Here is a 21,857-nt window from a genome sequence, read left to right as displayed (position 1 = left end):
CGGGTGTGCCGTCGTCTTGAGATTTCAACAACATTGGAGACGAAAAAATGAGCGCACGGTTGAATCGGGCCAGAGGTGGCCATTCATGGCACCGGCTGTTTTGGTGGACGCTTCCGTCGCTTGCGGCATGTGCGTCAGGCGTATCGCATGCGCAGAGCTCTGTCACCCTATATGGGATCATCGATACCGGCGTTGAATATGTGACGAACGTCGGTGCTCAAAAATCCAGCTCAGTGCATATGCCGTCTCTCACAGCCTCGCTACCATCGCTGTGGGGCCTCCGTGGTAAAGAGGATCTGGGTGGTGGTCTGAGTGCGGTTTTTGTATTGGAGTCGGGATTCGCTCCAGCACAGGGCACGCTGAATCAAGGGGGACGTCTGTTTGGCAGGCAGGCCTATGTCGGGCTTGCGGGGCGGTGGGGGACGTTGACCCTCGGGCGGCAGTATTCGCAAATCTTCTGGGCGGCATTAACCGGCGACACGCTCGCTCCGAATATCTTTGCCGCCGCCGATCTTGACCCCTACTTGACCCAGCCGCGCGTTGACAATTCGATCGCCTATACCTTCACGTCCTCGGGACTGACCGTGGGCGCGACGTATTCACTGGGACGTGACGTGGCGGATAGTGCGCCGGCCGGAGGGTGCGCCGGCCAATCGCCGACTGACTGGCGGGCCTGCAAGTCCATGTCTGCGATGGTGAAATATGACGCCGGGAAGTGGGGCGCGGCGGCGGCCATCGACCGCAACTACGGCGGGGGCGGCACGGGTTCGCCCTTACCTCTTAGCTCGCAAACCGATACACGCGCCCTCATCGACGGCTACGTGAAGTTTGGCAACTCGACTTTCGGCGCGGGATTCCAACACCGGATCAATCACGGCGTGCAGACGCCGAAAGTCTTCGACGCGACCAGCAACTATTGGTGGATCGGTGGATCCTATTTGCCCGTTCCATATATTTCGCTTGACGCACAGTTCGGCCATATCATCGTGAACAGCAATGACGCGGGGGGCTCCGTGATCGCCGCGCGCGCGATGTACTTCCTGTCCAAGGGCACTGCGGTATACGTCACGGCAGGGCACGTGTTTAACCAACGTAACGCAGCGTTCTCGATTGACGGTGGCGTGGTCCCGCCTGCTTCGACGCCATTGCCGGGCATGGGTCAAACCGGTGCGATGGTGGGTATTCGACACCTGTTCTAAATGTCATTTTTTCGTTCGATTGCATAGTTAGGATAACAATATGTTTTATTTGGACGCGTAAGGAAGATATGAAACTCCGATTCCGTCAACTGATATTGGCCGCTACGGCTACCATGTCGCCCTTTCTGGGCGTTGCGTATGCGCAGGTCGATACGTCGAAAAGCACGGTAACTGCCACCTCGAAGCAGATGAACGTGCCTGTCGACGGGACGTTCAGGAAGTTCACTACGCAGCTTGTCTTCGATCCGGCCAGGCCGACGGCGGGCAGCGCGCGGCTGACCATCGACACCGCTAGCTACGATCTCGGCGACCAGAGCTACAACCAGCAGGTGCGCGGCAAAGACTGGTTCGACACGGCGCAGTTTCCCAATGCCACATTCGTCTCAAGCACCATTGCACCGGCTGGCGGCAACCAGTTCAAGGTTAGCGGCAAGCTGACCATCAAGGGCAAGTCGGAGAGCGTGACGATGCCGGTCACCGTCACGCAGCAGAGTGCGACGCAAACCTTCGACGGCAGCTTGCCGATCAGGCGTAGCCAGTTCGACATCGGCGCAGGCGAATGGAAAGACACGTCGGTCGTCGCCGACGAAGTCTTAATCAGGTTTCACATTGTCGAAGCCAAAAAATAAGCAGAAAAACCGCTCAGAACACCCAGGAGAAGCAAAAATGAAGAAGCAACTTTTGACGGTAGCGATCGCCGCTCTGGCCGCAGGCACATCGTTCGGCGCAAAGGCAGCGCAGACCACGTATCAACTGGATCCCACGCATACGTACCCCAGCTTTGAAGCGGATCACTTCGGTGGCGTCTCGATCTGGCGCGGCAAGTTCAACAGGAGCAGCGGCACGGTGACGATCGATCGCGAAGCCAGAACCGGCACGCTGGAAGCGACTATTGACATGACGTCGGTGGATATCGGCAACGATACGCTGGATACGGCGTTGAAGAGCTCGAAATTCTTCGATGCCACTCAATTCCCGACCGCTGTCTATAAGGGTACGTCGATGGCGTTCAAGGGCGATGTGCCGGTCGAAGTGATCGGCGAGTTGACTTTGCACGGCGTGACGAAACCGCTAAATCTGAAGATCGAGTCGTTCAAGTGCTTCCAGAACCCGCTGCTTAAACGTGAAGTGTGCGGAACGGAATCGACCGCGAGTTTCGACCGGTCGAACTTCGGCGTTGACATGGGCAAGACATACGGCTTCAGGATGCAAACGGTGCTGCACATTCAGGCTGAAGGTATCAGGCAATAAGGCGGCATCGCCCTGCCACCATGTCGAGCACGGGATATTGTGTAATGGCCACGGTGCCGGATAAAACCACCGGCACAATCGTCAAGCGATCGTTAACCATTTGAGACGTCTGGTCATGGTTATGTCCGCGGTCCTTTGCTTTGACATTGCCGTCTTTCAAAACGGACCGCTATAACCGTCCAGCGTCTCGACGGATCGCCTTGCTAAGGTTATCCACAGAAAATGTTCATATCCTTGTGGACAAGTCCTGGCCAAAGCCGCCAAGTGATTGAGCGCAGAGCGATTTCCTGATCGGTACGGCGAACCCGCGCATCCTGGCAGACCCAGGCAACGAGCCGCTCATTCCACCGGCGAGGTCAGCAGCGACACCGGCACGCCGTGACAACTCACCCTGGCCACGAGCGCCGCGCTGAGGTCGGCGCCTGCCCTTGCGTGCGCATCGAACGACGACTCTTCCTTGTCGACTCGCAGAATGTTAATCGGCCACGACGCCCGGGAGAGCCGCTCGTGGGCAAAGGACCCGACCCACAGCGGAGTAGCGGACGCACCGTTCTCCACTGCGTAGCCGCTCGGCCAGAAACGCAGGACGTCGCGTTCGTCGCGCGTGTCGCCGGGACGCATGAAGACCAGCGACGAAGGTACGCCGTTGTTCAGCTTCGGCAATACCGGCAGCGAGGTCGCCGCGACGTTCGGCGAGGCAAGCGAGAGCAGGCTGCGCGCGGAAAGGTCCGTGCCCTCGATCCATCCCTGGGCGCGCAGTTGCCCCCTGATCGAATCGATGTTCGACACCCATTGCAGCGTGAGCGGTTCCTTGTGGTCGCCGCCCATATCCGAGCGATAACATGGCAGTCTCTTCCACAGCGACGCTGTCCACTGCGCTTCTGTGACCAGCACGGGCTGCGGGCGCGGCATGTTGTCCGGCGCTGCGGTGGGAGAATTGATGCTCAGTTGCACGCCCACGCTCGCGAGCATGACCACCAGAACCACGACCGGCATGAAGCCGCGCGAGGGCGGCACTACCGGATACCGCAATATCGCCGTCAGCGAGACGATGGCTACCCACATGTACGCGAGCGCGGCGCCGCCGATCGCGTCGGAGACCCAGTACCTGCCGAAGTAAAGCCCTGCGAGCGCGACCATGATCACGACAACCATACTCGCGGTCGCCACGAGCAAACCTTCCAGCATGCCGACCCGTCGCACGAGCAGGAACGCGAGGAAGCCGTAGACGATCACCGTCGCGGCGACGTGATTGCTCGGAAACACGTACGCGTCGGATAGCATTTGATTGGGCGGCGCACGGTGCATGGCGAATTGCAGGGCGAAGATCAGCAATTGGGAAAACACGACCGCGGCTAGCCAGTAGCCGATGGCGCGCCAACGCCGTTCGAGCAGCATCCACACCACCACCGTCACGACCACCGCCGTCAGCGTAAAGACGCTGCCGAGTGTCGCCACGCCCGCAAGGACCGTGTCGCTCCATGGCGTGCGCACCGATTGCAGGAAGTGATAGACGGACAGATCGACGCTCACCAGCGGATCGCCACTGACGACGTCTTCGAGCACTCCGAAGAAGAGCGCACCCGCCGCGAGCACAACCAGCGACGTCAACACGATGCTGCTGGCATCCGGCTGTTCGGGGTCGAGCAACCGCCGCGCGAACCGGCCGAACGGCCCTGGGTGGCGGCACGCCCAGCTTCCCAGATAGCGGCCCGCCGCGCTCGACCAGGCACTGGCATGCGAGACCAGGAACTCCATCGCGCGAAAGCTCAGCCAGACGATGCCCACCAGCAACGCGATGATGACAACGAGGCGGAACGACACTGCGCCGGCCAGCAGCACCGAGGCGCCGAAGACCACGCCCGGCAGGATATGCGCGGGAGCCCATAGCAGCGCCGACAGGACGTTCATGCCGTAGAAGCGCAGCGGCGTCATGCCCAGCATGCCCGCCACCACCGGCACGATCGCTCGTAATGGTCCGACGAAGCGAGCGAACACAACGCCCTTGGCGCCGTGTTTCTGAAAGAAGCGGTGGCCGGCGTCGAGTATCAACGGGTGGGTGCGGAACGGCCAGAACTGGACGATCCTGTCCTTGTAGCGGCCGCCGATCCAGAAGCTCATGCCGTCTCCGGCGATGGCGCCGCCGATCGCCCACAGGAACACCCAGCCGAGGCTCAGTGAACCCGTGCCGGCCAATGCCCCGGCCAGGAACATCGCGGTGCTGCCCGGGATGAAGGTGCCGATGACGGCGATGGCCTCCAGAAAGGCCGCAAGAAAGACGACCGTGAGCATCCACGCCGGATGGCCGGCAAGCAGATGCAAAAGGTGGATGTAGGCATGCTCCATCGTGCGCGATCAGCCGTTCTGGCGTAACGGTTGATCATAACGCGCGCTGCGCTGCCGCACATTTTTGCCAACGGGCATCGGGCGACATGCCGGCGCACAATCTCACGAAGCCGTCAGCAAGTCGCCAGATGCGTTCGCCGGTTACGAAGCCGTCAACGAATCGCCGGATACGTGGACCCGCTCGCCGATCTGGACGTCCGGCTGCGTGGGGTAGCTGAAGTTGCGGTAGCTGCCGTCCTGCATGCGCACCTGAACCTGATAGGTGGTTTGCTTTCGCACGGCGTGCTCGATCCCGTTGCCGGCAAGACCCCCGCCGACAGCGCCCGCGATGGTGGTGAGAATCTTGCCCCGTCCTCCGCCGATCTGATTGCCGACGAGGCCGCCGGCCACCGCGCCACCTAGCGCGCCGAGCCCGGTGGTCGGCTCAGGCGCCTGCACCGTGTTGATGGCGACGACTTCGCCCGCATAAGGGTCGGCGACCGGCCTTGCCGGCGCGGGTTCATAGGGTGCCTGGTAGCCCTGATTGTTTGCGTACCTCGGTGCCTGCGCGGCGGGCGTGCTGTGCGTGTGATGCACAGGCGGCCGTGCCGGTGCGGCTTGCTGAACCGTTTGCTGAACCGGGGCCGCCTGGGGCGCGGCGACCGGCGCGCCGGCAACCTGCGTCGCGACCGTGGTGGCCGCCTGCACGGGCTCGGTAACGGCGTGCGAGGTAGGCAGAAGGCCAGTCATCGCCGCGATGCCGGTGGCGCTTGCCAGGATGACGGCTACCGCCGCGCCGGCGACCAGGGGGTGAATGCGGCTGCGCTGCGGATTACTGGAAGTGAGGTTCGTGTTCATTGCGGGCTCCGCGGGTAGGTGCCTGCAATAACGCCGCAGCAGCGCGGCCGGTGGACGCCGGATGCACGTTGCTTTGTAAGCATTTGTACAACTTGCCGACGAAGATGGGCCCGCTCAGATTTCGTCGGTAAATTCGTCGAGGAAGCGCTGCAGACGATCATGGCGAATCTTCGCCAGACGCGCGCCGGTTGCTGTCTGGAAACCGGCGGCCAGTTTCAGCAGCTTCGTATGGAAATGGTCGAGCGTGTACGCGGTGTCGTCCAAAGGACGCTCCGCCGCGTGTGGGTCGGCCGGGTCGTACAAGGCGCGGCCCATCCGGCCGGCCACGTAGAAGCAACGCGCGACGCCCAGCATTCCAATGGCGTCGAGCCGATCGGCATCCTGCAGCGTTTTTGCTTCGAGCGTGGTCGGCGCGACGCCGGCCGAAAAACTATGCGCTTCCACCGCGTGCGCCGCGGCCTGAATTTTCGCATCCGGCCAGCCGAGCGACGCCAGCACGCGCGCGGCTTTTTCCGCTGACAGCCGCGAGGCCTGCGCGCGCAGCGGTGAACTCTTCTCTACCGCGACGCAGTCATGCAGCAGCGTCGAGGCGAACAGCACCTGTGCATCGCCACCTTCTTCCGCCTGGATGGCGGCCGCGTTCTTCCAGACACGCTGCAGGTGTGAGGTGTCGTGGGAGCCGTCGCCGTTGTCGTCGTATGCGTGAGGCAACAAGATTGCGGCGAGGTCCTGAAATGGGGCGAAGGCAGGTTTCGTCATGGTATAGGGCGAGAAAAAGAGCCGCAGATTATCGCCGATCGTCGATCAATCCCTGAATTTCAGCGATGAACAAAAGTGGCTGGCGGACAGTCTTACTGTTTGACCGGGTTCCTTTGCAAGCGTCGTTGGCTCGACGTCGCTACGATGTGTGGGAAGCATAGGTCGGGCAATTCGACGGCATGATGGAGTGGGCTATGAAAATCGTAACAAAGACCATGTTGGCCGCGGCGCTGGTGATGGGTCTGACGGGCGTGGCTTGCGCTCAATCGGCAAACCTCAACGCCAATGGTATGGTCGGTTTGCAAGCAGGTGGGATGAACGGCGCGGGGCAGGGAACGGGTTTGGGGGCGGGCGCGGCCGGGCTGAGCCCAACGCCAGGCGGGGGCACCGTGGGCCACGCCCCAGTGATCGGAGGAACCGGCGGCACTGGATCGGGTCCGGTGCTCAACAACATGCGGGCAAACGGCACCAGCCTGAATATGAGCCCGGATCCTCGCGCACCGAACATAACGGGAAAAGCGTTCGGGCAGTAGTAATCATTCAGCCCGAACCAGTTGCAGAACAATGCGCTTCGCCGAAGCGAGATGTTCCACTGTCACCGATCGCGCGAGGCGAGCGTTGCCAGCCTCGCATGCTTCGAGAATCTTGAGATGCTCGTCCTGGAACGCCGGTGTGTCGGCGAGCAGCGTACTTTGCAATCGCTCGTAGCGTTCGACCTGAGCGCGCAACTCGCGGATCGCTTTCAATTGCCGGCCGTTTGCACACGGCCGGTATAGCAGTTCATGAAACTCGCGATTCAGTTCACCCTGTCTTTGCGCGGTATCGGCATCTCCCAGAAGCCGATGAACGAGTTCGGCGCGCGATAACGTCTCACTGTCCATGCGTTTGACCGCGTGGAAAATGGCGTCGCCTTCGAGCAAGATGCGCAGGCCGTAAATCTCGTCCAGGTCCGACTCGGTCAAGGTGCGCACGACCGCCCCGCGATTGCGCATGAGTTCGACCAGTCCTTCGCCCTCGAGCTTTTGTATGGCCTCCCTCATCGGCACCCGGCTCACGCCGAAGCGATCGGCGAGTTCGCGCTCGACCAGCCGTGCGCCATCCTCCAGTTCGCCGGTCGCGATCAGTTCGCGTAGTGAGACGGCGATGGCATCGGCCGTCGAATCCAGTTTGTGGTTCATGTGCGTCGGGTTCCTGTCGTTTGGAATAATGGTATACCAAAATGGGTGTGCGCATTTAGAATGTACCTGTTGCGAAATCAAATCCGGGTCAACAGCGAAGGAGATTGGCATGGCGTTCGGCGAGCACAAATATGGGGTATCGGTGCAATGGACTGGCAACCGCGGCAGCGGCACCTCGGGATACCGTGAATACGGTCGGGACCACATCATCGCTGCGGGAAACAAGCCTGACATTCCCGGATCATCGGACGCAGCGTTTCTCGGTGACGCGAACCGGTGGAACCCGGAAGATCTGCTGGTCGCCTCAGCGTCCGCCTGTCACAAGCTCTGGTATCTGCATCTTTGTTCGGATGCGGGCATCGTTGTTCTGAGCTATCGCGACAGCGCGGAAGGCACGATGCTCGATAGTCCGGAGCAGGGCCGTTTTTCACAGATCGTTCTACGCCCGCATGTCGTCATTCGGGCCGGCGGCGATCTCGAACTGGCCGGGCGTTTGCATCACATGGCCCATGAGAAGTGCTATATCGCGAACTCGGTTAACTTTCCAATTCTGTGCGAGCCGGTCATCGGGACGGATGGGAACTGACGGTTGTGCGGCGCCAGTGATTCGGCATAGCGAGCGTTCGGCACGGGGTTGCCAATTGGTTCACACCTCCGTGTGCACTGCACAATGTCATCAAAAATGATGGATTTATCGAAGTAAAAAAACTTGCATTTCGTGTAGAAAAAGCTACCTTCATAAAACAAAATGACTTCTGGCTCGGCACCGGAGGAGACACATGCCGGCTACACGTATGATGATTGCGCGTCGTGCGGGCGTTAGCGTGGCCACGGTCGATCGTGTGTTGCGCGACGATCAGGCCGTGCGTCCGGAAACCGCTGAGCGCGTTCATCTGGCGCTGGCTACGCTGCGCGATGAACGCGCAAGTCGCGGCCGCCCGGCGAAGGCCGGTTCGTTTCGTGTCGCTTTCGTGCTTCCGCAGATCAACTCGCGCTTTCTCGATCACGTCGAGCGCGGCATTGCGTTGTCCGCGAGCTTCTTTCGCGAACACCGCATCATCCCTTCGTTCTATCGCTGCGATTTCTCCAGTCAACGCGACACCGCCGCATTCGCCGAACAGGTGGCCGGCTACGACGCGCTCGTACTCGTGCCGCTCGACTATCCATGGGTAGAACGTCTGATCGAAGACCTGAACGCGGCGAACGTGCCCGTCGTCACGGTGTTCTCCGATCTGCCGTCAAGCCGCCGCGCCGCGTACGTCGGTGTCGATAACCGGATCGCCGGTCGTACGGCCGGTTTGTTGATGGGCAGATTTCTCGGTTCCCGCATTGGCACGGTGGCGGTGCTTTCCGCCTCGTCACGCCTGCACGATCAACTTGAACGGCGCACCGGCTTTTCGCAGGTTCTGGAAGAGGACTTTCGCAATCTGCGCTGGATCGCCGAGCCCGATTTCGCCGAAGACGACGACGGTGCGGGTCTCGCCGCGCAGGGTTTGCTGGCACGCCATCCGGACCTGGTCGGCATCTATGCAACGGGCGGCGGTATCTCCGGGATTGCCGCGGCATTGCAGGAATCCGGCGACAAGACCCGTCTGGTTGTGATCGGCCATGAATGCACCGCGGAGACCCGCAGCCAGTTATCCGAACGCGCGATCGACGTGATTCTCGATCAGGACGTGCGAGGCATCGTGCACTGGGCCGGCCTTGCAGCGATCAATTTTCTTAACGACGTGCGTGGCGCGCTCGCCATCCCAACGCCGGAAACCCGAATTTATCTTCGTGAGAATGCGCATGCCTGAAGCTCGCGACACGCGGATTGCCGTCTGAATCCGCTGGAGCCGAAACACGGCGCCCGGCGCATGGGCGCTGTTCCATATCAGGTTGGAGACCCAAGAAAGACAAGGAGAAGACACATGTTACGTCTTACGTCGGCAAGGGTAATGGCGGCGGCCATCGTATCGTTGGGATTCGGCATGGCGACGGGCGCGCAAGCACAGGGCAAGCAGTTGACGTTATGTTGGGCGGCATGGGACCCGGCCAACGCACTCGTCGAACTGTCGAAAGATTTCACGAGCAAGACCGGCATCAAGATGAAGTTCGAGTTCGTGCCATGGACCAGTTACGCGGACCGTTTCATCAACGAACTTAATTCGCATGGCAAACTATGCGACCTGATCATCGGCGACAGCCAGTGGATTGGCGGCGCGGCGGTCAATGGGCACTACGTCAAGCTCAACGATTTCTTTACGAAGAACAAAATATCGATGGATGACTTCGTGCCGGCGACTGTGGTCGGTTATTCGGAGTGGCCGAAGAATACGCCGAACTACTGGGCATTGCCGGCAATGGCCGACGCGGTCGGCTGGACCTATCGCAAGGACTGGTTCGCGCGCCCGGAGTTGCGCGCGGAGTTCAAGCAAAAATATAAACGCGAACTCGAACCACCCACCACGCTGGATGAGCTCAAGCAAACCGCCGAGTTCTTCCAGGGCCGCAAGATCGACGGCAAGACCGTGTACGGCGCGTATATCTTCACCGAGCGCGGTTCCGAAGGCATCACGATGGGCGTGACCAACGCGCTCTATAACTTCGGCTTCGAATACGAAGACCCGAAGAAGCCTTATCACCTGGACGGCTTCGTCAATTCGCCGGGCGCGGTCAAGGGGCTGGAGTTCTATAAGGCACTCTACAAGTGTTGCACGGCACCGGGCATGACCAACGCATACATGCAGGAAGGACTCGACGCGTTCAAGTCAGGCCAGGTGGCGATGCAGATGAACTGGTTTGCGTTTTTCCCGGGACTCTATAAAGACCCGAACGTCGGCGGCGACAAGATCGGTTTCTTCGTCAATCCGCGCGAGTTGAAGCAGTTCACGCAGTTGGGCGGGCAGGGCATCTCAGTCGTTTCGTACTCGGATCATAAAGACGACGCGCTCGAGTACATCAAATGGTTCGCGCAGCCGGATGTCCAGAAGAAATGGTGGCAGCTGGGCGGTTATTCGGCGGCGAAGTCGGTGGTCGATGCCCCAGACTTCCCAAAGAGCGCCCCGTTTGCACCGGCCTTCCTGAAGTCGATGGCGATCGTGAAGGACTTCTGGGCAGAGCCCGCTTACGCCGAACTGCTGCTCGACATGCAAAAGCGCGTGCATGATTACGTGGTGGCCGACAAGGGCACGGCCAAGGAAGCGCTCGATCTCCTGGTCAAGGACTGGAACAAGGTCTTCAAGGCCGAAGGCAAGAACTAGCGCGTTTCCCGACTGGGCCGGCGCCGCCTGCACGGATTGTCGCCGGTCCGCTTAAAGGAGTCAGGCATGTTGGCAAACAAGCCTTTTCCGTCGGCTGGGCTCGAGTCAGGCGCACAGGCGCGCGTGAGCACGCGCCTTGCCGGGCTATCGGACAGAACCATCGCGTGGCTGTTCATTCTTCCGACAATCCTGCTGCTGCTCGCAATCAACATCTTCCCGTTGATCTGGGCATTGCGTCTCTCGTTCACGAACTTCAAGTCGAATATGCCGAGCGTGCCGGCGCACTTTGTCGGCATCGACAACTACGTCGACATTCTCACCGACGAAGACATCTGGTACGCCATGCAAGTCACGGCGCGTTTCGTGTTCTGGTCGGTCGGACTTGAGGTGCTGCTCGGCTTCGGCCTTGCGTTGCTGATCAACCGGCAGTTCCGCGGGCATAGTTTCTGGACCACGTTGATCCTGCTGCCAATGATGCTTTCGCCCGCCGTCGTGGGCAATTTCTGGACCTTTCTGCTGCAACCGCAAACCGGTCTTTTCAACGATATCGTCAGCTTCTTTACCGGCATTGCGCCCGGTTCGTTCCAGATGATCGGCGACGTGTCGCTTGCGCCCTGGACCATTGTGATGGTCGACACGTGGATGTGGACGCCTTACGTGATGCTCATCTGCCTCGCGGGTCTGCGCTCGATTCCCGACTACATCTACGAAGCGGCGGAAGTGGATCGCGCTACGCCGTGGCGGCAGTTCTGGTCGATCACGCTGCCGATGACCTTGCCGTTCCTGATGCTGGCGGTGCTGTTTCGCGGCATCGAGAACTTCAAGATGTTCGACATGGTGAACCTGCTGACCTCCGGCGGACCGGGTTCGGTAACTGAAACCGTGTCGATTACGCTAAAGCGCGCGGCATTCGAGAAGTGGCAGACCGGCTATTCGTCGGCGCTGGCCATCATTCTCTTCGTGACGGTGTTCGGTGCGGCGAACATCTATGTGAAGGCACTCAACCGGGTGAAACAACGATGAGACCGACTGCCAGTCAATACTCGGTGGTGGCGTCGTCGCCGCGCAGCAAGCGCTTCGCCGCCGCGGCCGTCATCACGTATGCATTGCTCGCGACCTTGCCGATGGTCTGGATCTTCCTGACGAGCTTCAAGACCCAGGAAGACGCGATCGCCTATCCGCCGGTCGTGCTGTTCCATCCGTCCATGGAAGGCTATGTGAACCTGTTCACGATCCGTTCGCGGCAGACGCCGGAGTTCATCGCAAGTTTGCCGCCTGCACAAACCTGGTATGAGCGCGACGTGCGCAAGCGCAACATGGTGATCGCGGGACCGTCGAAGGTGTTGCCGCGCTTCGTCAATTCGCTCGTGATCGGATTCGGTTCGACTTTCCTCGCGGTGTTTCTCGGCACGCTCGCGGCGTATGCCTTTTCGCGTTTCAAAGTACCCCTCGCCGACGACCTGCTGTTTTTCATCCTGTCGACTCGCATGATGCCGCCGATAGCGGTCGCGATTCCGATTTACCTGATGTATCGCGCGTTGGGCCTGAGCGACAGCTATGTCGGCATGATCGTGCTTTATACGGCAGTGAATGTCTCGTTGGCGGTGTGGCTGCTGAAGGGCTTCATGGACGAGATCCCGCGCGAATACGAAGAGGCCGCGCTGGTGGACGGCTATACACGTCTGCAGGCCTTCGTCAAAGTCGTGCTGCCGCAGGCAATCACCGGCATCGCGGCAACCGCGATTTTCTGTCTGATCTTCGCGTGGAACGAGTATGCGTTCGCGTCTTTGCTGACAAGCGGCGATGCGCAGACCATGCCGCCGTTCATTCCGTTCATCATCGGCGAAGGCGGGCAGGACTGGCCCGCTGTGGCGGCAGCGACCACGCTGTTCGTACTGCCGATTCTCTTCTTTACTGTCGTGCTGCGCAAACATCTTTTGCGCGGTATCACATTTGGAGCGGTGCGCAAATGAAACGTGATTTCGTTCTCACGCAGGGACGCTGGCTGCGTCGCAGCTATAGCGAAACTGTCTCCACCGTGCTGATCGGTGCCGGCATGGCGATGCTGGTTCAGCCGTTTTCGCTGGCGCTGTTCACGTGGTCGTTTCCGGTCATTCTGGTGGGCGCACTCGCGTTCCTCGTTACGAGCCATTTCCCGGAATAGCGCCATGTCGACCATCGTGCTCGCCAACCTCCATAAACGCTTCGACGATTTCGTCGCGGTGCGCAACACCAGTCTGACGATCGATGCGGGGCGCTTTGTCGTGCTGCTCGGTCCGTCGGGCTGCGGCAAGACCACCACGCTGCGGATGATCGCCGGACTCGAGTTGCCGACTTCAGGACAGATTCTGATCGACGGCGAAGACGTGACGGCGCTGCGTGCGCGTCAGCGCGATATCGCGTTTGTGTTTCAGATGTTCGCGCTGTATCCGCATATGACGGTGCGCAACAACATTGCGTTTCCGTTGAAGAACGAGCATATGTCGCGCAAGGAAATCGCCACGCGGGTCGATGCGGCCGCACACATGCTGCGCATCGAAGACATTCTCGATCGCAAAACGGGCGGCCTGTCGGGCGGTGACCGGCAGCGCGTCGCTCTTGGCCGCGCGATCGTGCGGCAGCCGAAGGCTTTTCTGATGGACGAGCCTCTTGGGACGCTCGATGCGGACTTCCGCGAGTTGATGTGTCTTGAACTGCGCAAGCTGCATAACGCGCTCGCGGCAACGACGGTTTATGTGACGCACGATCAGAGCGAAGCAATGGCGATGGCCGACGACATTGTCGTGATGAACAAGGGCGAAGTGCTGCAAGCTGGGCCGCCACATGAGATTTATCATTTTCCGGCCACCGTGTTTGTCGGCAACTTTATCGGCAGTCCGCCGATGAATTTCCTGCCGGTCGATCGTGGTGTCGATGCGGGTGACGAAGCGGTACAACTTCACGGCGCCCCGGTGCCGGTGCCACGTTGCGAGGCGGCGGCCGAGCGTGTTCTGCTTGGTATTCGCCCGGAGCATGTGGTGATCGACGAGCGCGGCCCGCTGCGCGGCAAGGTCATCGCCGATGAATATCTCGGCTCGCATCAGGTGCTGGTGATTGAGACCGCGCTGGGCATCGTGCGCGTGCGGGCGGGCAAGGACGATGGCTTGCCTGCCGGATCGCCGGTCGGTTTGTCGTTTCGCAAGGAGCGCACGCTGCTGTACGACGCACAAACGGGCCGCCTGCTGCCACGCGCCGCTCAAACGATTCCCGCATACGGAGAGGTTCATGGCTGAAATCCAGTTGCGCAATGTATCGAAACGGTTTGGCGACATCCTCGCTGTGGACGATCTTTCGATCGACGTCAATGATGGCGAGTTCATCGTGTTGCTAGGGCCAAGCGGTGCGGGCAAGACGACGACGCTGCGTCTGATTGCCGGGCTGGAACGACCGGATGCCGGCGATGTACTGATCGATGGCGCCATTGCTACGGGCGTGCATCCATCGGATCGCGACGTCGCGTTTATCTTCCAGCAATACTCGCTCTATCCGCATCTGACTGTGTTCGGCAATCTGGCTTTTCCGCTGCGCTCGCCAAGAAGGCGCAGCAGCGAGGCCGAGGTGCGCGCGCGAGTCCAGGCGGTCGCCGAGATGCTGCACATGGAATCGAAGCTCGAGAATATGGCGACACACCTGTCAGGCGGCGAAATGCAGCGTGTGGCGATAGGGCGCGCGCTCGTGCGGCAACCGAAGGCATTTTTGATGGACGAGCCGCTGTCGTCGCTCGACGCGAAGCTGCGCGAGGAGTTGCGTATCGAACTCAAACGCCTGCATCGCACGATCGGTGCAACGATTGTCTACGTCACGCACGATCAGGTCGAAGCGACGACGCTCGCGGACCGCATCGGCATTCTCGAGCATGGGCGTCTCGTGCAGCTCGGCACGCCTCGGGAGGTCTACGGCAATCCGGTTTCGCTAAGCGCGGCGCAGCGGCTGGGCTCACCGCCGATCAATGTGCTGCCGCCGGCGCTGTTTGATTCGGCGCGCATGCCGGCGGGAACGGCTACCGTGGCAATCCGTCCCGAGGACATCGTGCTGCATGACGGTGACACGCGGGATCAACGTGATGTTTCAGGTGCGCAGGACGCATTGAATCTGAAGGTGCTCGAATATTCGCCGCTGCGGCACCTGCTGATCCTCGATCGCGCGGGAACCGCTGTAGTGGCAACGACAGTGGCGGAGCGCAATTTCACGCCGGGGCAATCGGTCGGCGTTTCGCTGCCGGCGCGCAGCCTTTTATATTTCCGTGCCGACGGCAGGAGGATAGCGACATGAACGGAAAAACGGTCATGGCGTGCATCGACGCCGCATATGCATCGCTGAAGGAACATACCGACGAGATCGCTTTGCTCGACCAGCAGATCGGCGATGGCGATCACATCTTCAATCTGCTGCGAGGCATGGAGGCCCTGCTGGCTGTGAGGTCGGACATCGAAGCCGCAGCATTCGGCCCCGCGATGGAAATCGCGGCATCCAAGGTGCTCTCGACGGTGGGCGGATCGTCCGGGCCATTGTTCTTTTCGCTGCTGAGCGGCATGTCTAAAGCTTCCGAACGACATGCGCTGGATACAACGGGCTTTGCACACGTTTTTGCCGCGGGGGTCGAAGCGGTCGGTCAACGGGGCAAGACCGGTGTCGGCAGCAAAACGATGATGGACGTCCTGATCCCGGTCGCGGAGCGCTTCGACACACTGGCCACACAGGGCGCGACCGCTCGCGAGGTGCGCGAGGTGTTGCCGCGAGTCGCGGAGGAAAACATGCTCGCTACCCGCGACATGCTGGCGACCAAGGGGCGGGCGTCGTTTCTCGGCGAGCGTTCGCGTGGGCATATCGATCCGGGCGCGCGTTCGAGTCAGATCATGATTGCATCGGTATGCGCGCGCCTCGCGCAACATGACGAGTGAAGGAGCGAGAGACCGTGAAAAAATTTATCAATCATGTGGACGATTTTCTCGCCGAGAGTCTGGCGGGATTCGCCGCCGCGCACAGCGACCTGGTCGTGCTGAACAATGAGCCGGTGTTTGTGTGCCGTAAGGCGTTGAAGCCCGGCAAGGTTGCGCTGATTTCGGGTGGCGGCTCTGGCCATGAGCCTCTGCACTCAGGCTTCGTCGGCTATGGGATGCTCGATGCAGCCTGTCCGGGGCAGATTTTCACGTCGCCAACACCCGACCAGATGATGGCCGCGGCAAAGGCTGTCGATACCGGCGCAGGCGTGCTGTTCATCGTGAAGAACTACTCCGGTGACCTGATGAACTTTGAAATGGCGTCGGAGATGTCCGAGGTGCCGAATGCAATGGTGCTGATCAACGACGACGTGGCCGTGGAGAATTCGAGTTACACGACCGGCCGGCGCGGCGTGGCCGGCGCGGTAATCGTCGAGAAACTGGTTGGCAGTATGGCGGAGAGCGGCGCGGATCTCGAGCAATGCAAGGCCTTCGGCGACCGTATCAACAAGCGCACCGCGTCGATGGGCGTGGCGTTCACCAGTTGCACAGTGCCGGCGGCCGGCACGCTAACGTTCAAAATCGGCGACGACGAGATCGAAGTGGGCGTCGGCATTCATGGCGAGCCTGGGCGTCGGCGCGCGAAGTTCGCACCAGCTGACGCTATTGCGGGAGAGTTGCTGACGGCTATTACTGAAGACCTGAAGCCGGCGGCAGATGCTGAACTACTTGTGCTCGTCAATGGGCTTGGTGGCACACCCCTTGGAGAACTGTATCTGCTCTTCAATTCCACGCGCGTGTGGCTCGAGAAGCGCGGACTGAATATCAGCCGGGTGCAGGTAGGCGCACTGACGACCTCGCTAGAGATGGCCGGTGCATCGATCACACTGTGCGTGCTCGACGATGAGATGACGCGCCATTGGGACAGCGCAGTACATACGCCGGGATTACGTTGGGGCGTGTAACGCGAAAGTCGGCTGTTTGCCCGCCGCTCACCGAAACAACCGGGAGCGGGCGGGCAGCATCGATTTAATGCAACAACGTCATCTGCACGACCTTCACGACGACGAGTGCGACTGCCACGACCAGATAGCCGCGCAGCACACCCATCCACACGCGTTTGGACAGGGTCAGTTGCGGTGCCGGCAGTTCTTCCAGGGGCGGCATGCGCCACGTATTGCGTGCTTCTTTCGAAAACTGCTGGTCGCTATCGGAAACCGCGGAAACCGCCGCGTCCGCCGGTGCGAGCCGCAGCCTGCGAACCGTCACGGTTGCGGCGTAGCCGACTACGGCCAGTAGCGTGCCGCCGGCCAGTATTTCCATAATCGCTTCGCCGGTAATGTCCGGATACATCACCGATGCAGTGAGGATGATGGAGAGCATGACGAGCACCCAGACAACGGCGCCTGTAAAGAAGTTCAGCTTCTTCGAGTTCACCCACGGACCGAGAACGGCGCGGTCGTTGCACAACAGCAGCAGGAACACTGTTGCACTCGGAAGCAGCACGCCCGCGAGCGTCTGCACGGCTTCGGTCAGAAGACCGAGCGGGCTGCCGGGAATCAATACCAGCGCAGCCGCGGCCGCGACGATGCCGAAGTAGACGAGGTAGAAACCCTTTGCATCGGTCACGCCGCGATGCAGCGAATGGCGGATCTTGAACACGTCGCCGATTGCATAAGCGGTGGACAGTGAGACGGCCGCCACGCCGATGATGCAGGCGTCGAGCAGCGCAACCGCGAAGAGAACCGCGGGTGTGCGGCCGGCATATTTTTCGAGGCCGGCGATCACGCCGCCCGCATCCGTGAAATTGCCGAACTCCGGTTTGCCTGCGTACAGTGCAGCGCAGAACGAGATCATGGCCACCGCACCGATCATCACGAAGACGATGCCGATCCACAGGTCGGCTTTCTCGTACTTCATGAAGCGCGGCGTGATGCGTTTGTCCACGATATAGCTCTGCTGGAAAAACAGCTGCCATGGCGCGACCGTGGTGCCGACGATGCCGATCACGAGCAGCATCACATCGCTCAGTTTCGAATTGACGGGCCAACTCGGAATGAAGAAATCGTGCGTCATCTGCGCAACCGGAGGATGAATCGACACCAGTACCGGCACCAGCAATAGGCTCGACAGACAGAGTACGACCGCAAAGCGTTCGAAGCGCCTGAAGTTGCCTGTACTGACCGCGGCCATCGTTGCGGCCGCGGCGATGCAGACCCCGGTCACTTTCGAAATGCCGAAGAAATCCAGCACGAACGTGATGCCGATGAACTCGGTCACGATGGTGAGCGCGTTCAGGATGAACAGGTCGATGACGCTGAATGCCCCCCAGAATTTGCCGAAGCGCTCGAAGATCAACCGGGCATGGCCGACGCCGGTCACGGCGCCGAGACGCAGCACCATTTCCTGATTGACGAAGAGAACGGGCACGAGCAGCAGCATGGTCCACAGCAAGGTGGTGCCGTAGTTTTGTCCCGCCTGCGTGTAGGTGCCGAACGCGCCGGCGTCGTTGTCGCCGACCATCACGATGAGGCCGGGACCGAGGATCGCGAGCAGCGTCCGGATGCGGGCCCACCAGTTGTTGCGAGGTGCGGTGTCGTGGTGCGCAATGGTGCCGAGCGCGCCTTTGATGTCGCCGAGATGGGCTTCGTCGAGAACGGCGCTGCGTGGTGGTGAGACGTTAATAGGAGTGGACATTTTTAACCGCCTTGGCAGTGTGATTTGAATGCAGTGGCGCGCCTTCGGAATCCCCAGTACGCGTTTCGTCGAATGAGATCAAGCGACGGCGGCGCATGCGGATCGCGAAGACGTGCGGGTACTGACCGTGGGTATTACGAAGCTGAATTCGAGAGGAACGCTTTGACTCGGTGCCAGGACACGGCGAGCCAGTGCGGCTTGATGCTGTGAAGCGCGAGTGCAGCGTCGCTGTGGATATGCGTTTGCTGCAGGGTCGGTACGAGGACGGCGATGTACATGGTATTTCTCCGGTGCGTATGGCTTGACGCGGATTGCGGAAAGCCAGCAGACACGGAGCGCGGCCGGCACTATGCGCGCGGCGGCGAACGTCTACCTGCTTTCCTCAGGCAAAAGAAAAATTGCGTGGCAATTGAGCGGCATAAGGGATAACTGTCACTGTCCGGCATGGTGGCTCCTTATCGGCGATTGCTAATCGGCGTTGCTCGTCTGCGTCGAGTACGCACGTGTTTGTCCACGCGCTCGGCCGCGCCGGAATTCGAACGGATCGAACCGGCGTGAGCGAACGCTGCCGCGAGTGGATGCTCGCGACGCGATGCCATACGGTTGCGGGACGTGCGTAAGCACGTCGCGGCCGAATGGCGCTAGTTAAGGTGCACGGGGAGGGTTACTACGGCGCGCACCGTCTGCCTGCTGGCAAGACGGCGGCTGAGAAAAGAGAGCGCGGGCGTCGGGCCGGTCAGGCAGTGAAACTGTTCGAAGATCGACTACTGCTGGTGTCCAAGGCAATGGCCCCGTTTGTGATGACGGGCGAATTTTATGCACTCCCGCAAGAAGAAGTCAACATGCTTCGTTAAGCGAAGCAAATAGTCTTTTTTTATGTGTGCGACAAGGCGCTTTGCCGTCGCTAGCGGGGCTGAGTCTTTCAGAAATGACAGGAAGGATAGGGGAATGAAGGGCGCGGACGCAGCGGTGAATAAGGTAACTGCGGGGTAACGACGGGGCAGGCGACGGGCTCGCCTGCAAATTCGGAGTGCAATCTCTTTTGTGTGATTTTTACTTGCTGCGCGGCGGCGCGTTGTTCATCGGCGAGGTGCAGTACACCGTCAACCAGCCTGCGGCGAATCCCTCGGCAGGGCGTCAAGACGCAACTAACGGTCAAGCCCGACCGGCTCCTCCGAATAACGCGGCGCCCGCCTCTGTGGAAACTGAAGACGGCCGCCGCTCGCGTCCTACTCAGCAGCTATGCAGTGAAGAGACCGGCTATGCCACTCAACGATTGCCGTCAAGCAGATCGCCAAGCAATTCGTCGAATGCGGCCTGGGCATCTTCGAGTTCCTGCAACGCAGCGTCGAACGTTTGCAGCGCGAACTGCGAAGGCTGGCCGCTGCCGGCCGGCGGGAATTGCGATTGCAGTGATGCGAAAGCCGCCTTTACCCGTGTGGTTGCGGTCAAAACGCGCTCCATCGCGGCTGTTTCTTCGGCTCTCGCCCGTTCGTGATCCATGAAAACTCCGTGCTCGTCTGGTCGGCTCGCGCCGTATCAAATGGGTGACTATGCCACGTCCGCGTTCAGGACAGCGGCAGGCCGGCGTTAGCCTTGATTTCCCGCAGCGACAACGCCGATTCCACCGACGTCACGCCCGGCAGGCTGCGCATCTCGTCGCGCATGAACGTGCCGTAGTCGTCGAGATCGCGCGCGACCACCTGCAGAATATAGTCGGCGCTGCCCGACACGTTGTGGCACGCCAGAATTCGCGGGATTGCCTGCACCTCACGTTCGAAACGGGTGGCCACCGCGCGGTCGTGCACGGCAAAACGCACATAGACGAACGCGACAACGCCGAGGCCGAGGGCGGAGCGCGAAAGCATCGCGCGGTACTGGTCGATATAGCCGTCGTTTTCGAGGCGCTTGAGGCGGCGGGCGCAAGGCGTCTCGCTCAGGCCGACCATGTCGGCCAGCCGTGCATTCGACATGCGGCCGTCGTTCTGCAGCGCGGCGAGGATCGCGCGGTCTGTTTTATCGAGGTCGGTTGTCATGGCTTTGGGGTGTTGACAGTGCGTTGGCGGTAAACATGGTTCGGGGGTGGAATACTAGCGTATTCCTTCAAAGATGAAGCCATTGCTCCTGTATTTCGCCAGCGAACCCTCCGCTGGCGACGGCAAGATAGAGCCCTTAAAAACAAGAGGCTTCTATGATTTCCGCACACCTTCTGGTCGTTTATATCGCTGCGTTGTTGGTGGTTTATGCCGTGCCTGGGCCCGACATGGCGCTGGTTCTGCAGACCAGTATCGGACGCGGCGTGCGCAGTGGCTTCGCCGCGGCCGGCGGTCTCGGGGTGGCGCGGGCCGTGCACGTCACATTGTCGGCATGCGGGGTGGCGACGCTGCTGCGCAGTGCGCCCTGGTTGTACGACGTGGTGCGTTACGGCGGCGCGGTCTATCTCGCGTGGGTCGGTATCCAGATCTTCCGTTCTCCCGTGTTCGCATTGCCTGACGGCGGCGCGTTGGGCTCCGAGTCGCGGCCGTTGCGGACCGCTTTCGTCAAGGGCTTGCTGACCAATCTGTTGAACCCGAAAGCACTGCTGTTCTGCTCGGTGCTATTGCCGCAGTTCGTGCGTCCTGCGGCCGGACCGGTTGCGCTGCAGATGGTCGAACTGGGTCTGGTGCTGCTCGCCATCGGCGCATGTTTCGACGCCGTGTACGCGATTGGCGCGGCGCGCATTGCCGGGTGGATGCGGGCTCATCCTCTCGCGCAGACACTGCAGCGTTGGACTTTCTCAGCGGCGCTGATCGGCTTTGCGTTGCGGCTTTCGCTGGACTGACCGCCGAACTTGCGGATGTGTCGGCACAGGGTGATGCGATGCCCATGACAGGTAGCGAATAGAGTGGCCAGGCGCGACGGTCGGCGCATGCATCATGCCCACGCGCGAAGTGATTGTGTTAATAAAGCCGATAGACAGCCGCGCACCGTCCCGCGGCAACACAACCGCTCGCTTCTATCTGTCGATGAAAACTTTTCTGCTTTATGCCGTGACCGCCATTGCTGAGATCGTTGGGTGCTATTTGCCCTGGCGTTGGCTGAAGGAAGGGGGCTCCATCTGGCTGCTGGTGCCCGGCGCGCTCAGCCTCGCATTGTTCGCCTGGCTGCTGACACTGCACGGCACCGCCGCAGGCCGCGTGTATGCGGCTTACGGCGGTGTGTACGTGGCAGTGGCGATCGTGTGGCTATGGGGCATCGATAAAGTGCGCCCCACGCTGTGGGATGCGGCCGGTGTGGCATTCACCCTGGCCGGCATGGCGATCATCGCGTTCCAGCCGCGGGTTTGATGCCGCAATCACATGGCGCACACGCAGCAGCGCATACGCC

Annotated in this window: 24 protein-coding genes; 16 read left to right on the top strand and 8 right to left on the bottom strand. The window is 60.8% G+C overall.

Annotated elements, in window-relative coordinates; all coding sequences use genetic code 11:
• The first annotated feature begins 47 nt into the window (after window positions 1-47).
• The 3 genes from PQQ86_RS31460 to PQQ86_RS31450 all read left to right on the top strand — a co-directional run bounded on the left by PQQ86_RS31460 (window position 48) and on the right by PQQ86_RS31450 (window position 2,450).
• The gene (locus PQQ86_RS31460; RefSeq protein ID WP_408275983.1) at window positions 48-1,199 is read left to right on the top strand and encodes a porin; all 1,152 of its coding nucleotides are present in this window, start codon (window positions 48-50) and stop codon (window positions 1,197-1,199) included.
• A gap of 68 nt (window positions 1,200-1,267) precedes the next feature.
• The gene (locus PQQ86_RS31455) at window positions 1,268-1,828 is read left to right on the top strand and encodes a YceI family protein (RefSeq protein ID WP_408275980.1); all 561 of its coding nucleotides are present in this window, start codon (window positions 1,268-1,270) and stop codon (window positions 1,826-1,828) included.
• A gap of 37 nt (window positions 1,829-1,865) precedes the next feature.
• Window positions 1,866-2,450, top strand: coding sequence for a YceI family protein (locus PQQ86_RS31450; protein WP_408275977.1), 585 nt, complete (start codon window positions 1,866-1,868; stop codon window positions 2,448-2,450).
• Between the two features lie 339 nt (window positions 2,451-2,789).
• Here PQQ86_RS31450 and PQQ86_RS31445 read toward each other — a convergent pair whose 3' ends face one another.
• The 3 genes from PQQ86_RS31445 to PQQ86_RS31435 form a co-directional block, all read right to left on the bottom strand.
• Window positions 2,790-4,796 (bottom strand): bifunctional DedA family/phosphatase PAP2 family protein, encoded by a 2,007-nt coding sequence (locus PQQ86_RS31445; RefSeq protein WP_408275974.1) that lies wholly within the window; start codon window positions 4,794-4,796, stop codon window positions 2,790-2,792.
• Window positions 4,797-4,937: 141 nt separating this feature from the next.
• Window positions 4,938-5,633 (bottom strand): glycine zipper 2TM domain-containing protein, encoded by a 696-nt coding sequence (locus PQQ86_RS31440; protein ID WP_408275971.1) that lies wholly within the window; start codon window positions 5,631-5,633, stop codon window positions 4,938-4,940.
• Window positions 5,634-5,747: 114 nt separating this feature from the next.
• A complete protein-coding gene (locus PQQ86_RS31435) occupies window positions 5,748-6,392 on the bottom strand; it encodes an HD domain-containing protein (RefSeq protein WP_408275969.1) in 645 nt (214 codons plus the stop codon).
• A gap of 194 nt (window positions 6,393-6,586) precedes the next feature.
• Between PQQ86_RS31435 and PQQ86_RS31430 the strand changes: the two genes are divergently transcribed.
• On the top strand, window positions 6,587-6,925 hold the full coding sequence (locus tag PQQ86_RS31430) for a hypothetical protein (RefSeq protein WP_408275966.1): 339 nt from the start codon (window positions 6,587-6,589) through the stop codon (window positions 6,923-6,925).
• 3 nt (window positions 6,926-6,928) lie between these two features.
• Here PQQ86_RS31430 and PQQ86_RS31425 read toward each other — a convergent pair whose 3' ends face one another.
• The gene (locus PQQ86_RS31425; RefSeq protein WP_408275963.1) at window positions 6,929-7,570 is read right to left on the bottom strand and encodes a GntR family transcriptional regulator; all 642 of its coding nucleotides are present in this window, start codon (window positions 7,568-7,570) and stop codon (window positions 6,929-6,931) included.
• A 109-nt stretch (window positions 7,571-7,679) separates the two neighbouring features.
• Between PQQ86_RS31425 and PQQ86_RS31420 the strand changes: the two genes are divergently transcribed.
• The 10 genes from PQQ86_RS31420 (at window position 7,680) to dhaK (ending at window position 16,759) form a co-directional block, all read left to right on the top strand.
• Window positions 7,680-8,156, top strand: a complete 477-nt coding sequence (locus PQQ86_RS31420; protein WP_408275961.1) for an OsmC family protein — start codon at window positions 7,680-7,682, stop codon at window positions 8,154-8,156.
• A 193-nt stretch (window positions 8,157-8,349) separates the two neighbouring features.
• Entirely contained in the window at window positions 8,350-9,369 is a 1,020-nt protein-coding gene (locus tag PQQ86_RS31415; protein WP_408199614.1) for a LacI family DNA-binding transcriptional regulator, read from the top strand.
• Between the two features lie 114 nt (window positions 9,370-9,483).
• Window positions 9,484-10,815 (top strand): ABC transporter substrate-binding protein, encoded by a 1,332-nt coding sequence (locus tag PQQ86_RS31410; protein WP_408275957.1) that lies wholly within the window; start codon window positions 9,484-9,486, stop codon window positions 10,813-10,815.
• A 66-nt stretch (window positions 10,816-10,881) separates the two neighbouring features.
• Window positions 10,882-11,838 carry a carbohydrate ABC transporter permease gene (locus PQQ86_RS31405; protein ID WP_408199610.1) on the top strand — a complete coding sequence of 319 codons (957 nt, stop codon included), beginning with the start codon at window positions 10,882-10,884 and terminating at the stop codon, window positions 11,836-11,838.
• Window positions 11,835-12,788, top strand: coding sequence for a carbohydrate ABC transporter permease (locus PQQ86_RS31400; RefSeq protein ID WP_408199608.1), 954 nt, complete (start codon window positions 11,835-11,837; stop codon window positions 12,786-12,788). The genes PQQ86_RS31405 and PQQ86_RS31400 overlap by 4 nt, the downstream gene beginning before the upstream one ends.
• On the top strand, window positions 12,785-12,979 hold the full coding sequence (locus PQQ86_RS31395; RefSeq protein ID WP_097393719.1) for a hypothetical protein: 195 nt from the start codon (window positions 12,785-12,787) through the stop codon (window positions 12,977-12,979). The genes PQQ86_RS31400 and PQQ86_RS31395 overlap by 4 nt, the downstream gene beginning before the upstream one ends.
• A 4-nt stretch (window positions 12,980-12,983) precedes the next feature.
• The gene (locus PQQ86_RS31390; RefSeq protein WP_408275952.1) at window positions 12,984-14,087 is read left to right on the top strand and encodes an ABC transporter ATP-binding protein; all 1,104 of its coding nucleotides are present in this window, start codon (window positions 12,984-12,986) and stop codon (window positions 14,085-14,087) included.
• A complete protein-coding gene (locus PQQ86_RS31385) occupies window positions 14,080-15,126 on the top strand; it encodes an ABC transporter ATP-binding protein (RefSeq protein ID WP_408275949.1) in 1,047 nt (348 codons plus the stop codon). Before PQQ86_RS31390 ends, PQQ86_RS31385 begins: the two co-directional genes overlap by 8 nt.
• Window positions 15,123-15,755, top strand: coding sequence for a dihydroxyacetone kinase subunit DhaL (gene dhaL, locus PQQ86_RS31380; protein WP_408275946.1), 633 nt, complete (start codon window positions 15,123-15,125; stop codon window positions 15,753-15,755). The genes PQQ86_RS31385 and dhaL overlap by 4 nt, the downstream gene beginning before the upstream one ends.
• Window positions 15,756-15,769: 14 nt before the next feature.
• On the top strand, window positions 15,770-16,759 hold the full coding sequence (gene dhaK, locus PQQ86_RS31375) for a dihydroxyacetone kinase subunit DhaK (protein ID WP_408275943.1): 990 nt from the start codon (window positions 15,770-15,772) through the stop codon (window positions 16,757-16,759).
• 64 nt (window positions 16,760-16,823) lie between these two features.
• Here dhaK and PQQ86_RS31370 read toward each other — a convergent pair whose 3' ends face one another.
• From PQQ86_RS31370 to PQQ86_RS31355, 4 genes are all read right to left on the bottom strand, one after another.
• The gene (locus tag PQQ86_RS31370) at window positions 16,824-18,491 is read right to left on the bottom strand and encodes an NRAMP family divalent metal transporter (protein ID WP_408275940.1); all 1,668 of its coding nucleotides are present in this window, start codon (window positions 18,489-18,491) and stop codon (window positions 16,824-16,826) included.
• A gap of 134 nt (window positions 18,492-18,625) precedes the next feature.
• Window positions 18,626-18,769, bottom strand: coding sequence for a hypothetical protein (locus PQQ86_RS31365; RefSeq protein WP_408275937.1), 144 nt, complete (start codon window positions 18,767-18,769; stop codon window positions 18,626-18,628).
• Window positions 18,770-19,760: 991 nt separating this feature from the next.
• Window positions 19,761-19,994, bottom strand: a complete 234-nt coding sequence (locus tag PQQ86_RS31360) for a hypothetical protein (RefSeq protein WP_408199595.1) — start codon at window positions 19,992-19,994, stop codon at window positions 19,761-19,763.
• Between the two features lie 65 nt (window positions 19,995-20,059).
• The gene (locus PQQ86_RS31355; RefSeq protein ID WP_408199593.1) at window positions 20,060-20,527 is read right to left on the bottom strand and encodes an Lrp/AsnC family transcriptional regulator; all 468 of its coding nucleotides are present in this window, start codon (window positions 20,525-20,527) and stop codon (window positions 20,060-20,062) included.
• A gap of 155 nt (window positions 20,528-20,682) precedes the next feature.
• On the opposite strand from PQQ86_RS31355, the gene PQQ86_RS31350 reads away from it, so the two are divergent.
• Both PQQ86_RS31350 and PQQ86_RS31345 read left to right on the top strand, forming a co-directional pair.
• Window positions 20,683-21,312, top strand: a complete 630-nt coding sequence (locus PQQ86_RS31350; protein WP_408275933.1) for a LysE family translocator — start codon at window positions 20,683-20,685, stop codon at window positions 21,310-21,312.
• 184 nt (window positions 21,313-21,496) lie between these two features.
• Window positions 21,497-21,817, top strand: a complete 321-nt coding sequence (locus PQQ86_RS31345) for a YnfA family protein (protein WP_408279408.1) — start codon at window positions 21,497-21,499, stop codon at window positions 21,815-21,817.
• Window positions 21,818-21,857 lie beyond the last annotated feature (40 nt).

It is taken from the genome of Paraburkholderia sediminicola (assembly GCF_046026675.1).
Lineage (GTDB): Bacteria > Pseudomonadota > Gammaproteobacteria > Burkholderiales > Burkholderiaceae > Paraburkholderia > Paraburkholderia sediminicola_F.
The sequence above is the reverse complement of the archived record's forward strand: the minus strand, read 5'-3'. Positions and strand labels throughout refer to the sequence as shown.

Excerpts from the sequence above, each read along its gene's own strand:
- PQQ86_RS31360 (WP_408199595.1), bottom strand. The coding sequence starts at position 19,994 with ATGGATCACGAACGGGCGAGAGCCGAAGAAACAGCCGCGATGGAGCGC.
- PQQ86_RS31425 (WP_408275963.1), bottom strand. The coding sequence starts at position 7,570 with ATGAACCACAAACTGGATTCGACGGCCGATGCCATCGCCGTCTCACTA.
- PQQ86_RS31400 (WP_408199608.1), top strand. The coding sequence starts at position 11,835 with ATGAGACCGACTGCCAGTCAATACTCGGTGGTGGCGTCGTCGCCGCGC.
- dhaL (WP_408275946.1), top strand. The coding sequence starts at position 15,123 with ATGAACGGAAAAACGGTCATGGCGTGCATCGACGCCGCATATGCATCG.
- PQQ86_RS31460 (WP_408275983.1), top strand. The coding sequence starts at position 48 with ATGAGCGCACGGTTGAATCGGGCCAGAGGTGGCCATTCATGGCACCGG.
- PQQ86_RS31385 (WP_408275949.1), top strand. The coding sequence starts at position 14,080 with ATGGCTGAAATCCAGTTGCGCAATGTATCGAAACGGTTTGGCGACATC.
- PQQ86_RS31415 (WP_408199614.1), top strand. The coding sequence starts at position 8,350 with ATGCCGGCTACACGTATGATGATTGCGCGTCGTGCGGGCGTTAGCGTG.
- PQQ86_RS31440 (WP_408275971.1), bottom strand. The coding sequence starts at position 5,633 with ATGAACACGAACCTCACTTCCAGTAATCCGCAGCGCAGCCGCATTCAC.
- PQQ86_RS31420 (WP_408275961.1), top strand. The coding sequence starts at position 7,680 with ATGGCGTTCGGCGAGCACAAATATGGGGTATCGGTGCAATGGACTGGC.
- PQQ86_RS31450 (WP_408275977.1), top strand. The coding sequence starts at position 1,866 with ATGAAGAAGCAACTTTTGACGGTAGCGATCGCCGCTCTGGCCGCAGGC.
- PQQ86_RS31370 (WP_408275940.1), bottom strand. The coding sequence starts at position 18,491 with ATGTCCACTCCTATTAACGTCTCACCACCACGCAGCGCCGTTCTCGAC.
- PQQ86_RS31430 (WP_408275966.1), top strand. The coding sequence starts at position 6,587 with ATGAAAATCGTAACAAAGACCATGTTGGCCGCGGCGCTGGTGATGGGT.
- PQQ86_RS31345 (WP_408279408.1), top strand. The coding sequence starts at position 21,497 with ATGAAAACTTTTCTGCTTTATGCCGTGACCGCCATTGCTGAGATCGTT.
- PQQ86_RS31395 (WP_097393719.1), top strand. The coding sequence starts at position 12,785 with ATGAAACGTGATTTCGTTCTCACGCAGGGACGCTGGCTGCGTCGCAGC.
- PQQ86_RS31355 (WP_408199593.1), bottom strand. The coding sequence starts at position 20,527 with ATGACAACCGACCTCGATAAAACAGACCGCGCGATCCTCGCCGCGCTG.
- PQQ86_RS31390 (WP_408275952.1), top strand. The coding sequence starts at position 12,984 with ATGTCGACCATCGTGCTCGCCAACCTCCATAAACGCTTCGACGATTTC.
- PQQ86_RS31445 (WP_408275974.1), bottom strand. The coding sequence starts at position 4,796 with ATGGAGCATGCCTACATCCACCTTTTGCATCTGCTTGCCGGCCATCCG.
- PQQ86_RS31410 (WP_408275957.1), top strand. The coding sequence starts at position 9,484 with ATGTTACGTCTTACGTCGGCAAGGGTAATGGCGGCGGCCATCGTATCG.
- PQQ86_RS31405 (WP_408199610.1), top strand. The coding sequence starts at position 10,882 with ATGTTGGCAAACAAGCCTTTTCCGTCGGCTGGGCTCGAGTCAGGCGCA.
- PQQ86_RS31455 (WP_408275980.1), top strand. The coding sequence starts at position 1,268 with ATGAAACTCCGATTCCGTCAACTGATATTGGCCGCTACGGCTACCATG.
- PQQ86_RS31365 (WP_408275937.1), bottom strand. The coding sequence starts at position 18,769 with ATGTACATCGCCGTCCTCGTACCGACCCTGCAGCAAACGCATATCCAC.
- PQQ86_RS31350 (WP_408275933.1), top strand. The coding sequence starts at position 20,683 with ATGATTTCCGCACACCTTCTGGTCGTTTATATCGCTGCGTTGTTGGTG.
- PQQ86_RS31435 (WP_408275969.1), bottom strand. The coding sequence starts at position 6,392 with ATGACGAAACCTGCCTTCGCCCCATTTCAGGACCTCGCCGCAATCTTG.